The organism is Longicatena sp. 210702-DFI.1.196 (assembly GCF_020563125.1).
Taxonomy (GTDB): domain Bacteria; phylum Bacillota_I; class Bacilli_A; order Erysipelotrichales; family Erysipelotrichaceae; genus Longicatena; species Longicatena caecimuris.
Genome location: NZ_JAJCPX010000008.1, coordinates 1 through 13,084, shown reverse-complemented (window position 1 = coordinate 13,084; position 13,084 = coordinate 1). Strand labels below are relative to the sequence as shown.

General features: G+C 38.9%; 12 protein-coding genes. 3 read left to right on the top strand and 9 right to left on the bottom strand.

Annotated features, from left to right (window positions below):
• Window positions 1–4 precede the first annotated feature (4 nt).
• The 5 genes from LI241_RS05305 to LI241_RS05285 form a co-directional block, all read right to left on the bottom strand.
• A complete protein-coding gene (locus LI241_RS05305) occupies window positions 5–601 on the bottom strand; it encodes a class I SAM-dependent methyltransferase (protein ID WP_008689586.1) in 597 nt (198 codons plus the stop codon).
• Window positions 601–960, bottom strand: coding sequence for a helix-turn-helix transcriptional regulator (locus LI241_RS05300; RefSeq protein WP_008689587.1), 360 nt, complete (start codon window positions 958–960; stop codon window positions 601–603). The genes LI241_RS05305 and LI241_RS05300 overlap by 1 nt, the downstream gene beginning before the upstream one ends.
• A gap of 263 nt (window positions 961–1,223) precedes the next feature.
• The gene (locus LI241_RS05295; protein ID WP_008689589.1) at window positions 1,224–2,231 is read right to left on the bottom strand and encodes a hypothetical protein; all 1,008 of its coding nucleotides are present in this window, start codon (window positions 2,229–2,231) and stop codon (window positions 1,224–1,226) included.
• 36 nt (window positions 2,232–2,267) lie between these two features.
• The gene (locus LI241_RS05290) at window positions 2,268–3,407 is read right to left on the bottom strand and encodes a glycerate kinase (RefSeq protein ID WP_008689591.1); all 1,140 of its coding nucleotides are present in this window, start codon (window positions 3,405–3,407) and stop codon (window positions 2,268–2,270) included.
• Window positions 3,408–4,754 carry a sodium:alanine symporter family protein gene (locus LI241_RS05285; RefSeq protein ID WP_008689593.1) on the bottom strand — a complete coding sequence of 449 codons (1,347 nt, stop codon included), beginning with the start codon at window positions 4,752–4,754 and terminating at the stop codon, window positions 3,408–3,410.
• Window positions 4,755–4,985: 231 nt separating this feature from the next.
• Here LI241_RS05285 and LI241_RS05280 point away from each other — a divergent pair, with 231 nt between their 5' ends.
• The gene (locus tag LI241_RS05280; protein WP_008689595.1) at window positions 4,986–5,522 is read left to right on the top strand and encodes a DJ-1/PfpI family protein; all 537 of its coding nucleotides are present in this window, start codon (window positions 4,986–4,988) and stop codon (window positions 5,520–5,522) included.
• Between the two features lie 71 nt (window positions 5,523–5,593).
• Here the strand turns inward: LI241_RS05280 and LI241_RS05275 are convergent, their stop codons facing one another.
• Complete coding sequence (locus tag LI241_RS05275; RefSeq protein ID WP_008689597.1) at window positions 5,594–6,067, bottom strand: GNAT family N-acetyltransferase; 474 nt, start codon at window positions 6,065–6,067, stop codon at window positions 5,594–5,596.
• Window positions 6,068–6,538: 471 nt separating this feature from the next.
• On the opposite strand from LI241_RS05275, the gene LI241_RS05270 reads away from it, so the two are divergent.
• Complete coding sequence (locus tag LI241_RS05270; protein ID WP_008689599.1) at window positions 6,539–7,483, top strand: magnesium transporter CorA family protein; 945 nt, start codon at window positions 6,539–6,541, stop codon at window positions 7,481–7,483.
• Window positions 7,484–7,597: 114 nt separating this feature from the next.
• Window positions 7,598–8,914, top strand: coding sequence for a hypothetical protein (locus tag LI241_RS05265; RefSeq protein ID WP_008689600.1), 1,317 nt, complete (start codon window positions 7,598–7,600; stop codon window positions 8,912–8,914).
• A gap of 64 nt (window positions 8,915–8,978) precedes the next feature.
• Here the strand turns inward: LI241_RS05265 and LI241_RS05260 are convergent, their stop codons facing one another.
• The 3 genes from LI241_RS05260 to LI241_RS05250 are packed head-to-tail and all read right to left on the bottom strand — an operon-like array spanning window position 8,979 to window position 12,935.
• A complete protein-coding gene (locus LI241_RS05260; RefSeq protein ID WP_008689601.1) occupies window positions 8,979–9,662 on the bottom strand; it encodes a transaldolase family protein in 684 nt (227 codons plus the stop codon).
• 14 nt (window positions 9,663–9,676) lie between these two features.
• Window positions 9,677–10,624 (bottom strand): glycyl-radical enzyme activating protein, encoded by a 948-nt coding sequence (locus tag LI241_RS05255; RefSeq protein WP_008689602.1) that lies wholly within the window; start codon window positions 10,622–10,624, stop codon window positions 9,677–9,679.
• Window positions 10,587–12,935 (bottom strand): formate C-acetyltransferase/glycerol dehydratase family glycyl radical enzyme, encoded by a 2,349-nt coding sequence (locus LI241_RS05250; protein ID WP_008689603.1) that lies wholly within the window; start codon window positions 12,933–12,935, stop codon window positions 10,587–10,589. Before LI241_RS05250 ends, LI241_RS05255 begins: the two co-directional genes overlap by 38 nt.
• Window positions 12,936–13,084: the final 149 nt, after the last annotated feature.

Genomic DNA, 13,084 nt, shown 5'->3' with positions numbered 1-13,084 from the left:
TCCTTTATTTACGACGCGCGATTAGACAATACCCCTTGTCTTTCCCCATTGTTAATAGGGATTCCTTTGTAAAACCATTACTTTCCATGCTCTGTAGGATCGTTTCTTTTTCATAACAATGAAACATGGGAAACAGCCTTCGTTTGCGTTTCAGCCAGGATGCTGAATAAAAAGCAATCACACAAATGCTGTCAGGTTTTCCACAGCGATATAGTTCCTGAAACCCTTGATCCAGACTTTCCCAAAAATATATCGTATTGATACTATATTGATACGCAAACATTTCATCTTGAAACGGCAGTTCTTCGACCTTTCCATATACTAGTTCCGTGCCTTGCAAAGCTTTATCCTGCCGGGCTTTTTTAATCATTGTTTCACTGATCTCTACTCCATAGTATGTGCCAGAATGAAGACGCAATGCTTTTTTAAGTACTTGCGCATTGCCAAAGCCAACATCTAAAATCGTTCTTGCTTCTGTAGTTTGCAGATGCATGAGTACCATATCATACATCTTATGATTCATAAGATTCATTACTTTAGTTGCTAACCTGCCACATATGCCATTGGGATGGGCGAATTGTTTTCCAATTGTATTTAGCATTAATGTTCTAAGATATGCGCTAAACCTGCATCATAGATTTGTTGGATATGTGCATCATCTAAAGAATAGAAAACATTTTTCCCGCTTCTGCGATATTTAATTAAACGATTCTGCCGTAAGACCGATAGCTGATGTGATACTGCGGAATGTGTCATATCTAAAAGAAAAGCAATATCACAAACACAAAGCTCTTCTTTAAATAACATACCTAATATCTTTAATCTGGTGGGATCCGCAAACATTTTAAACAAGGCAGATAATTCATTCCCCGTTTCCACACTCAGCATGTCCGCTTTGATTCTGGCAATGGCATCTTCATGGATTTGCCGTTCTTCACATTCTAGTTTTTCTTTTGCCATCACATGCATCCTCAACTTTCTAACATATGAACAATTGTTCATATGTTTTGCAAACCTATTATATGTCATTTTTCTATGCTTGTAAACACTTTTTATGAAAATTGAAGGAGTTCGATGAATCGAAAAGACTTCTTTCTCATCCTTCCATTGCTTCGTGATGGATAAAAAAAGAAGTAGAACATCACAAGCAGAGCGTGAATGATTATCCTACTTCCTGTTTTTTACCATAATATTATATAACGTTTTTTCTGCATTCAACCAGTTTACTTTAAGGTTGCCAGTTCGTTCGCATACGCTTTGGCTTTCTTTTGATCGTTTAATCTTTCATACACCTGCTGTTTCAGTTCTAATAGAAAACATAATGTATTTTCATTCGTCGATTGTTCTGTATATGCTTGGCGTATGATAGGCTCCATCGAGTCTAATTTCTGCAAGATCCAACGCTTGGTTTGGGTACTGTTAATATCATCATAATACTTTACGCTATTTGCGTATTGTTCATCCGTGATCAAAGCCAACTGCAAGAGGCGCAAACAATCTTCTTCGCGCTCTTTTTGATAGCGGGGAAAGATCACATCCAATTCTTTTTGATAGGTTGGAAATGATGAATAAAACAATCCTATCAAATACTTATACATATCTGTATATTCATTATCCCAAACAGTATCGCCTTTTAATAATTTCTCTTTGTTTTGAAAATAGCTGATTTGCAATGGTTGTCCGTTTTCTATCTTTCGCTTTACAAGCTGCTTTATTGCTATGTGTGGTGCTTCCAGCATAAATTGTTCTTTACCATCACGATATGCAATTACTACCTTGATACGATTACTCATGTGTCGATTAGCGACATCAAACAGGCTTCTGCCCTTCATCTTCCAGACATGTGGTGTTTGCATAATATCCTGCATGAGATCATCTTGAAATACTTGATTTAAAGGATAACGACCCATCACTTTGATAGTTTCTTTGTCTTGCTGATAAGCAAAGACAGAAATTGTCAGATCATGGATAGTTCCATCCACTTTTTTCAACAATGTTATTTGATAATCATCATATGTATAAAAATAATCGTATGCAATATCAAACAATTCCCCTTTGACGATATGATCATTCGCATAAAAAGTCTTAAGCAATCGCTGTTCCTTTTTACTTAGATCTGTTATCTCATAGGAAGATAGATGATCATGAAAGAAGTATTGTACTCCCCATATAAGAAGCAATAGACTACATAGTAAGCTGCCAATGACCATCAGCCATTTCCGTATTTTCATAAGAATCCTTTCATTATTTGCTTATACCTTCTCTATTCAAGAATGATTTTTAAAATACCAAATTGTCCGCATAATGCCATATGCAGCTAATTCTAATTTTTCGGGTGCATTTTCTAAAGCTTGTTGAAACGTCATGGCACGATCGGCAATGCTATAAATACCAACAAAGCCTAACTCATATAGATCCATATAACCAATGCCTAAGGCTCCACTGATACAAATAATTGGCTTATCATGTTTTTTGGCCACTTTCAAAATACCAGCCGGCACTTTGCCATACATCGTCTGACGATCACTTTGTCCTTCTCCGGTGATGACCAGATCACAATCTTGTATCTGATCTTCAATGTCACTATAACTCATTAACAACTCAATACCGGGCATCATCTTCGCCTGCAAAATGCCTATCAATACAGCACCAATTCCTCCGGCAGCTCCACCGCCTTCAAAAGTATCAATATCCACATGGGTATAACGATAAAGCTGATCGCGATAATTCTGCATCGCCATATCCACCTTTTTGATTTGATTAGGAAAAAAGCCCTTTTGTTTCCCAAAAACATAAGTTGCCCCATTTTCCCCCAACAAATGATTTTTCACATCACAAGCCGCAATCAATTCAATACCTTCTAATTTATTTAAACGATTCAAATCAATATAACGAATCTTTTCCAGATTCATCGCTTGCGGAGATAAATATTTATGATTCATATCATAGAAACGCGCGCCTAAGCTTTGTAACAGCCCCATACCGCCATCATTGGTAGCACTGCCTCCCAAGCCGATGATGATTTTTTTACAGCCTTTTGCTACAGCATCCAAAATAACCGTGCCGACACCGAAACTACTGCCAAAAAATGGTGCTCTGCGCTCTCTTTCATGCATATTCAAGCCGATAATATTCGCCACTTCAATCACCGCACAACGGCCATCTTCAATGATGGTATACTCGCTCATGATTTTTTTACCATACGCATCACTGGTCTGTACCGGCTGTTTTATGCCATGACAGGTTTCATGAAAAGCCGCAACCGTGCCTTCTCCCCCATCACCAATCACGTAGGATACCGTTTCAATAGAGGTATCCAGACGGTGGATACCTTTTTCAATTTGTGTGGCTACCTGTCGTGAAGTCATACATCCTTTGTAGGAATCACAGGCAATTACTATCTTCATCTAATCACTCCTATGAACGCGCAAGTATTCTTTCGTTAATTTTACCACAGTTTTATATAAAAGCACTAGTGAAATCAGATTTGGTATGGCCATAAGACCATTTAAGGTATCTGCGACTTCCCAAACAAAGCCCAGTTCCATACCACAGCCATATATTAGCAAAACAAGAAAGAGCAGTGAATAGCAAACAATCATAATACGTGTTTTGAATAAATAATGAAGACAGGTGATTGCATAGTAGTACCATCCTAAGATCGAAGGTAAAGCAAAGGATATGATGGCAATGGCAAACAGCATACCACCAAAAGAACCAAACCCTTCTTCAAAGCAAGCTACGGTCAAGGCAACACCTTCCAGACTTTGGCCCCATGCATCACTGGATAAAACGACAAGACCTGTCAATGTACAGACGATAATCGTATCAAAGAATACTTCAAATATGCCCCAAAAGCCCTGTTCCACTGCATTCACATTTACAACAGCGGCATGTGATAAGGGAGAGCTTCCCATACCGGCCTCATTAGAAAATACGCCGCGCGATATGCCATAATGCATTGCCCGGGAAATGGCAAAGCCACTGATACCTCCGGCCGCGCTCATGAAATCAAAGGCATCATCAAAGATGAGCGTGAAGACATGTGGTAATTCATCCATATGCAGAAGCAGTAAATAGATACAAGCCAGCACATAGCCAATCGAAATGATGGGAATGATTATTTCATTAAAACGCATAATTCCTTTCGCCTTGCCTAGCATGATGATGCCGATGATCAATGCCAATACAATACCGATAAGCATAGGGGAAAGAGGCAGATACGTTTGCAAGGTGTGGGCAATCGTATTAGCCGGTGTCAGATTACCTATCCCAAAAGAGGCAAACACACAAAATACAGCAAATAAAACACCAAAAAATCGCAGATGCAAGCCATGTTCCAGCGTCGTCATCGGACCTCCGATATAACTGCCGTCTTCACTTCTTTCACGATAGTGAATTGCCAAGACAATCTCTGCATACTTGCTCATCATACCGGGGATGGCACTGATGAGCATCCAAAATAAGGCACCTGGTCCTCCCATGGTCAAAGCAGTGGTAACCCCTACGACACTGCCAACACCCAATGTACCGGCTAAAGCTGTCGATACTGCTTGAAAAGGTGTAATACCTTCTTGGGCATTGGTTTTCTTTAAAGCCCCAAGGGTCTTATGAAATATCAGTTTGATCTTACGAAAAGGTAAAAAATTTGTCACGATCATCAGCCATATACCTGTAAACAATAAAAAGAAAATCATATATTTGCCCCAGACAAAGCCATTCAGCACTTGATTGATGTACATAAGCTTGTTCATAGCCACACCTCACCTATGCTATAGTGTATTCCTTTGTGAAACGAAAAATGATGACGTGATGGCAGCTTACGACCTTTTTATGCTATGCATATCCCTGTTTCTTTCTTGAAAATGATTTGCTTATCCTGCATCAGATAGATAGTACTCTGTGCTTCTTTGATAAAAGATGCATTTACTGCCCACTTGATGAAAAATAGGCGTATAATGATGTTGAAAAAAGGAGGCATTTTTATGAGAGTGTTATGTATTTTAACGGATGGTTATGAAGAATTAGAAGCTGTAGGAACCATTGCTTTATTAAGAAGAGCAGGAATTGACATGGATATCAGTGCCGTATCCGCAAAAGAAGCATGCGGACGTTTCCATATCACGATGAGCAATCTGTTAGATCTGGATACGATCGATCCGAATGCATATGACGTTTTGTTCTTCCCTGGAGGACCACATTATCAGAAATTAGAAGCCAATGATAACGTCATGGCTATTTTAAAAGCCTTCATGGATGCAGATAAAGTTGTTGCCGCTATTTGTGCAGCACCGACCATATTAGGCCGTCAAGGGTATTTAAAAGGTAAAAACTACACCTGCTTTACTAGCATGAATGAAGATTTCAATGGCACGTATGTAGATCAATATACCGTAACGGATGGCAATCTGATCACCGGAAGAAGTGCAGCAGCTGTAATTGACTTTGCGTTTGCTATCATTGAAAAGCTAGCAGGTAAAGAAAAGGCCGAAGCAGTAAAAAACGAAATCTATTATTATTAAAAGACTTTCATTATCCTAAATAAAAAGCATATGTGATTGCTGTCAAATGACGCTAGCCATATGCTTTTTTCCTATTTACAAGTAACTTCTTCCGTTTTACAAATCATCATTTGACAGGGATTCCATTCATCCCATAATGGTAATACCTCTACATCCACAAAATTAAGCGAACGATAAAAGGCATAGGTTTTTAAATAATATTCATCTTTCGCCTCAGGTGCCAATGTTTTCACCTGAAGATAATAATAACCATGCGTCTTTGCATAGGCCACTACCGCTTGCATCATGGTGTTGCCAATTCCCTGACGATGATAGGTCGGCAAAATCCCGAGCACATACAGTTCTAAAGTTTTCTCGCTCGTTGGCTTTAAGGTGATAAAACCAATCAGCTTTGTTTCCTCAAAACAACCAAGGACAGTAAGCTTTTGACTTTCTACTACATAACTTTCTAAAGAATTCGGAAGACCAAACCAATCAGGTAACGCTAATAAGATAGTTTTGATATCCGCCTTTTCATCCATGTTTAATAAACGTATTTCTCGCATTTTTTTCATTCCTTTCAATAAACATAAAAAAACAGCACTCCTTGTGCCGCAAGCATAAAAATCCTAACGGCAAGGACAAAATTAGGTAACATAAAAATGGATGATTCATCCTTATGCCCTATTCTCGTTATCCATTTACCGTTGCCGACAGCAGAAATATCCACCATCGAAAATATCGCCTCCAAATTAGCTTATCGCTTTGTTTTATTAAGTTTACCATATAGAAAAAGAAAACACAAATTACGAAATCAGCTGGGTTATCATGGTTATCCTTTAAAATAGGATATAAATTATAAAAAAAGTTATGTAGGACACTCACAAGTGAAACGAACTGTGCTATAATAAACAAGCTAAGAAGAAAGAAGGTGTTGTATATGTCTCCAGAGCCGGAAAGCCCATGTCAAAATAAGATAAGAAAACACATAACAGGAGGCAGTATACAAACCAGCCTCCTGTAAAAAGGAGGTACGTATGATTGAATTTTACAAAACTTTTGGCACGATGACCAAAAAAATCGACAAACCAGAAAAAGGATGCTGGATCAGCGCTATTGCGCCTACCCAAGAAGAATGTGATTATTTAATTCAAGAAATTGGTGTTCTCCCTGAATTCGTCAAAGCGAGTTTGGATGAAGAAGAAAGTTCTCATATCGATCATGATGAAGACGAAGGACAAACGCTTGTCATTGTCGATTATCCTAATGCTGATGAAGATGAAAATACAGATGAAAATACATTGCTTTATACAACCTTACCACTTGGTGTTATCATTATGAAGGGTTGTATCGTAACAATCTCTTTATATGATAATCTCAATATCGAAGATATGGCAAAAGGTCGTATTAAAGGGATGAATACAGATCTTAAAACGCGTTTCTTATTATTGCTGCTGTTGAAGATTTCACAGCGTTTCCTAATCTATCTGCGTCAGATTGATCGCGTATCTTCAAGAACAGAACGTAATCTTCACCAATCTATGAAAAATAAAGAATTGATTCAAATGTTGGGCTTAGAAAAATCTCTTGTTTACTTCTCGACTTCTTTAAAATCAGATGAAGTTACGCTCAATAAGATCATGCGTGGAAAGCTGATCAAACTATATGAAGAAGATCAGGACATCCTAGAAGATGTGATGATTGAAATCCATCAGGCAATCGAGATGTGTAATATTTATTCCGGTATTCTATCAGGAACGATGGATGCCTTCGCTTCCGTCATCTCTAATAACCTAAATATTGTTATGAAAGTATTAACCGTTATTACCATCGTCATGGCGATACCAAACATTATCTTCAGTTTTTATGGTATGAATGTAGAAGGTTTGCCAATTCCACAATGGTGGTTCCCTACCTTAGTCGCCATTATTGCCTGTGTAATTGCCACCTTTATCTTTAAGAAAAAAGATATGTTCCATTAAACATACGCCCATAGTCAGCTATGGGATTTTTTATGCGACATCTTAAGATATCTTAAGCCATCTATGGATATAAAATCATATATGCTACAATAAAGCGCAAGGGGGAATCAAATTATGGAAAATCAACAACATACGACACACATTCTGCGACGCATTGTTGTAGGCTTATGCTTAACGATGTTTACGGTGCAATTTGCTTATCTGGATGTTTTTTTACCATTGATCGGTATAGGCCTTATGACCTACCATCTATGGACATTACATAGACACAATGCATACTTTCAGCATGCCTTTTTCAGCGAGATTGGATTGGCCATTCTCTTTCTAATACAAACAAGCTTAGCTGCTACTCCTTATATGGATGGTATCTTACTGCTATCCATCGTATCCATCGCGTTACAAGTATATTTTATCCAACAGTTTTCAAAGGCGATAGAATCACTTTATATCGATGCGCAGCTAACACAACGCTACCCTATGAAGAACGTACGGATTGCTTTTCTGCTCTATATCCTTTTCGTATTACTAAGTTATTTCTTTCTTCTATTTGGAATTATTGCCATCATCATAGGATTGGGATTGCTTATTTATATAGCATATCAGCTGTTTCACTCCATTCATCAATTATTGAACGCCGATATCCAAATAGAAACAGAACAACCTCATGTATCCTTTTTCGCCATCGCTCTTATTTACACAAGCGTTCTCGCCATTGGGGTGTATGGAATGACCAAAATGTTTATGACCTATGAAACCGTGTCCTATGAAGAAGTAACACCAGCTTCTACCCAAGTACAAAAAGCGCTAATCAAGAAAGGCATGCCACAAGCTATTGCTGCAGAATTATGCAATGAAGATGCCCTTGTTCTGAATACGGCAACGAACTTCAAAGTAAAAACCACAAAAATCCATTATGATGAGCTGCCTGCATTTCCTTTCACCAGTGTGACTGCTAGAAGTACGGATGGTGCGATCATGATCTTAGGATTCATCGATTGGAAACAATTGCCAACGACACATACTGCCATGATGAAAGCACAATTGACGATGCAAAAACTGGAAGAAGATAACACCATGGTTAAGTATGTACAGCTCTATCAAGAGAACAAACACCATTATGCCAGTGAAATTTATGATGATGAATCCTTCTCTTTCAAAAAAGGAAACAAACGTAAGAGTTATTTTATCATGCAATACGACTCGCCCTATCAGGAAAAGTGCCTATTGCATATAGACATCCTATATCGCAATGATGCATTCGTTTATCCTTACCGTGAGTTCACTACGTATCAAGCAGGAAACAGTTTCCCAGATGCTTTGGTACAAACCTATCCCTCCTACGGAGTTTCCCACATCACGTTTGATACAGAAATTAACGTTGATGGAAAAACCTATTCAAAAGATACGCATGAACAAAACGATGATTTATAAATAACTTTAGATAAAAAATACCTACTGCCATATTGGTTACACAGTAGGTATTTTTCTTATCTTTTTATTTAGCCGCATCCAGCATCGTACTGTCTTCTCCACACAATGCTTCAAAGTCTTTTGTAAAGACATCAACAGCAATTCTTGCGGCATCTACTTTAATCAAGCCTTCAATAACATCCGGAGCAATCGTACTAGCTCCTAACCCATACTTCGCCAATTCCAGCACCTGTTGGGAATTTTTAAAGCTTGCGGCTAGTAATTCTGTTTTTAAACCGGCCTTCTTCAGCATATCATGAATATCTTTAGCAACCTGAATACCATTGCTGCCAAGATTATCAATACGATTGACATATGGTGCTACATAGGCAGCACCGGCTTTCCCTGCCAAATATCCCTGCATTTGATTATAAATAGCTGTTCCTGTTACATTTGCACCTTCTTTGGCCAACAGACGAATTGCCTTTAAGCCTTCCGGTATCACCGGCACTTTAATAAAGGTATTTTCCCCAAGCACTTCCTGAATCTTATGCGCCTCTACCACCATATCCTCTGCTTTGGCGGAAATGACTTGTACATGTAAATCCGCATCTTTCCCAATGAAAGCACGAATTTCTTTCAATACCTCAAATGGATTGCGTCCAGTCTTTTTCAAAATGGTAGGATTGCAAGTGACCCCATCTACTGGATATACCTCATAAATCTTTTTAATCTCCTTAAGATCTGCGTTATCTACTAAAATTTTCATGTTATTTTCTCTCCTTATTCCTTAATAAATTGTTGGATGCCATGGGTTTGGGCAATGGCATAAAATTGTTCCATTTGTTCATTTGTATACAGCTTAGGATTTTCATTAAAACAATATTCCATATCCAGATAGCTATATTTGGCTTTTGCTAATGGATTGTAATTTAACAGTTCATAGCGCACCTTGGAATAGCAATTGCTGATAAAGGTGGAAATAGCCGCAATGTTGTCTGGTCTAGCGGTAAGTTTAGGAATCAATGGTGTACGTATGGTTACAACATCTTTTTTCTCACTCTGTAACAGAAAGGCGATGTTTTCTTTAATTTGCTTATTGTCAACACCAGTATAGCTTTTGTGCAAAGCACTGTCAAATACTTTCAAATCCACGTAAATCTGATCAAGATATGGCAATGCCTGTTGGATGATTTCCCAATTTGTATAAAAGGAAGATTCAATTGCCGTATGCAGCTGCTTTTTCTTACATTCTTTTAAAATCTCAATCAAAAATTCGTGCTGTAAGAAAGGTTCTCCACCGGAAATTGTAATACCGCCTTCCCTTTGAAAAAAGACTTCATCTTTTAATAGCTCTTCCATCACTTCTTCTACCGTATAACTGCGACTATCAAACTGCATCGCACGGGTAGGGCAGGCATCAACAATGCGTTCCCAATCTTCTTGCGCTTCTCGCTGTAGGCACACATGCTGCTGCTTTATGGTGACACCGCCATGCTTGGCGCATTGTACACAACTGCCGCAATGCAAACATTTGTTTTCCATATATAAGACTTGCGGCTCTTTTTTTAAGCCTTCTGGATTTTGGCACCAGACACAGCGTAAGGGACATCCCTTTAAAAACAGCGTTGTCCGAATGCCCTTCCCATCATGTGTCGCAAAGCGTTTGATATCAAACACATTGCCTCGACATTCAGACGTTGTCATAGCTTGTTCGCGCAATGATTTCATTTTGCAGCTCACCTGCCAATTCGGTAAAATATGCCGTATAGCCAGCCACACGCACGGTCAAAGAACTATATTGTTCCGGATGTTTCTGCGCGGCCAGTAAATCTTCTTTTCGCACCACATTGAATTGTACATGTGGGATTTCTAACGCTACAAAGGAGCGCAAGAAATTCGCAAATTTTTGAATACCGGTGTCTGTCTTAAAGAAGTCCGGTAAGAATTTCATATTTAATAAGCCGCCATTGCTTGTTAAATTGTTATCGATACGAGATACAGATTTCAGCACAGCAGTAGGGCCTTTCAAATCTCTGCCATAGACCGCAGACATTCCACCATCGGCTAAAGGTGTCATAGATAAGCGTCCATCCGCACTGGCACCGACATTTTCTCCCATCGGCACATGCGCACTGACCGTATACATTCCGCTATGATAAGGTCCTTTACGATAATTCGTATAAGAGCGCAGGCGCTCACGAAACTTTCTGGCCCATTTGATACCGAGTTCATCAACCCAAGCAACATCATTGCCATATTTCGGTACACGATTCAATAACATCTGACGCATGACTTCCTGTCCTTCAAAGTTGTTATATAGTGCATTTTCCAAATCCTTAGCCAAAAGGCGTTTTTCTTCAAAGACTAGCTGTTTGATAGCTGCTAAAGAATCTGCCAAATTCGCTATCTGAATCATCTGAATACCGGATAAATTATAATGTGCTCCACCGGCGGTAACATCCATGCCTTGCTTCATGCAATCATCAATAACACTGGACAAAAAAGGTGTTGGAAGAATATCGATATGTCCTTTTTCCACCTGTTCACAACAAGGAATCATGCGATCTTCAAAATGATACAGCATCTTTTCAAAAGCCGCTTCTAATTCTTCAAAGCTTTGATAAGTGCTTAGCGAACCATAATCAGGACCCATCTGTTTACCGGTTAATACATCAATGCCATGATGCAAGGTCAATTCCAATACTTTATTCATATTGAACATTGCCGCATCGCTCCACCCCAGATTATTGCCCTGTGTCGTTAATTCCACACAGCCGACTATGGCATAATCCATAGCATCCTCATGAGAAATACCAAGTTTCTCCATTTCTTGTATAATTGCCTGATCATTAAAGAATTGCGGCATGCCACTGCCTTTTGCCACAACGCGAATGGCATGATGCAAGAGTTCATCTGAAGTATGGGTATGCAAGCGTACCGATAGATTAGGCTGAGGTAAGCCTAAATCTTCTTGTGCATCTAAGAATAGATGAGAAAGATCATTTACATAATCCTTTCCCTGGGCATCTACACCACCAATCGCAATATTGAAGCCAATCGGAAAACCGGCAAAATATTTTGCGCTGTGTTGATTGCGCAAATACACAATCTCATTAAATTTCAGCCATAAACATTCAATAATTTCCAAAGCTTTCTCTTTATCTAATCGTCCTTGTTTTATATCTTTTTCATAGTATGGATACAGCGTTTTATCCAAACGTCCCGGAGAAAAGCTACTAGCATTGCTTTCCATATGCAAAACCACAAACAGCATCCAAACAGATTGAACGGCCTCATGGAAAGATTCAGCAGGTTTTTCACTCAATTTCTTACAAATCCGCGCAACTTCAAGCATATGTGAGCGATATATTTCATCAGCAGTTGATGCACTTGATACTAATAGATCATGATAGCGCATATAGAACTTCTTTACGCCTTCCATGACTAAGATCACTGCCTCATAAAAAACTTTTTGTTCTTCCTTGCAAACAGCCAATTGCTGTTTTGCCTCCTCTAATAAACCGCTCGGCCCCTTTTCCAACCACTCTTTGACATTGGGACAAATATGCCCCTGGGCATGGTCTGTCTGATTGATTTTTACGACCTTGCCAATTGCAGATATTTCATCTCCACAGCGTTGTTTGACTACATCCTCTAAACTTTTTCCTCGCCAATAGGGAACGATAACCTCACGAAATGTTTTGATATCCTCAGGGCGTACATGAAACTTATCCTGTGGTCTGGTGGATATCGTTTCTAATTCTCGATCTACCCAGGAAATCCCGCTTTCCGGAAAAACAACCCCGTATCGTACACCCTTGGTACGATTCCCGACTATTAATTCTTCCTGTTCTACGCCGATTTCCAATTGACATAACGCATTGTACAAAGCATGTGCACGTTTCATGATGATAGGTTCTTGCTCATGTTCCTTATATGTCTGCGTAATGATCAGTGCCTGTTCAATGCTGACATAACGAGGCTGATGAAGCATTTTTTCATTTAACGTCGTAATTCTGTTGTTTTCCTTCAGATTCATTCACACATCCTCCTTATGCCTTCATTATAGTATAATTTTTCTTATTGTCAATCATTTCTTTATTACTTTTTATTACTTTTTATTGTTTTTCTACAATCGAGTAGGGTGAAATAAATCACCCTCTCACACCACCGTACGTACGGTTCCGT

Excerpts from the sequence above, each read along its gene's own strand:
- LI241_RS05265 (WP_008689600.1), top strand. The coding sequence starts at position 7,598 with ATGGAAAATCAACAACATACGACACACATTCTGCGACGCATTGTTGTA.
- LI241_RS05300 (WP_008689587.1), bottom strand. The coding sequence starts at position 960 with ATGGCAAAAGAAAAACTAGAATGTGAAGAACGGCAAATCCATGAAGAT.
- LI241_RS05280 (WP_008689595.1), top strand. The coding sequence starts at position 4,986 with ATGAGAGTGTTATGTATTTTAACGGATGGTTATGAAGAATTAGAAGCT.
- LI241_RS05270 (WP_008689599.1), top strand. The coding sequence starts at position 6,539 with ATGATTGAATTTTACAAAACTTTTGGCACGATGACCAAAAAAATCGAC.
- LI241_RS05295 (WP_008689589.1), bottom strand. The coding sequence starts at position 2,231 with ATGAAAATACGGAAATGGCTGATGGTCATTGGCAGCTTACTATGTAGT.
- LI241_RS05250 (WP_008689603.1), bottom strand. The coding sequence starts at position 12,935 with ATGAATCTGAAGGAAAACAACAGAATTACGACGTTAAATGAAAAAATG.
- LI241_RS05260 (WP_008689601.1), bottom strand. The coding sequence starts at position 9,662 with ATGAAAATTTTAGTAGATAACGCAGATCTTAAGGAGATTAAAAAGATT.
- LI241_RS05275 (WP_008689597.1), bottom strand. The coding sequence starts at position 6,067 with ATGCGAGAAATACGTTTATTAAACATGGATGAAAAGGCGGATATCAAA.
- LI241_RS05290 (WP_008689591.1), bottom strand. The coding sequence starts at position 3,407 with ATGAAGATAGTAATTGCCTGTGATTCCTACAAAGGATGTATGACTTCA.
- LI241_RS05305 (WP_008689586.1), bottom strand. The coding sequence starts at position 601 with ATGCTAAATACAATTGGAAAACAATTCGCCCATCCCAATGGCATATGT.
- LI241_RS05255 (WP_008689602.1), bottom strand. The coding sequence starts at position 10,624 with ATGAAATCATTGCGCGAACAAGCTATGACAACGTCTGAATGTCGAGGC.
- LI241_RS05285 (WP_008689593.1), bottom strand. The coding sequence starts at position 4,754 with ATGAACAAGCTTATGTACATCAATCAAGTGCTGAATGGCTTTGTCTGG.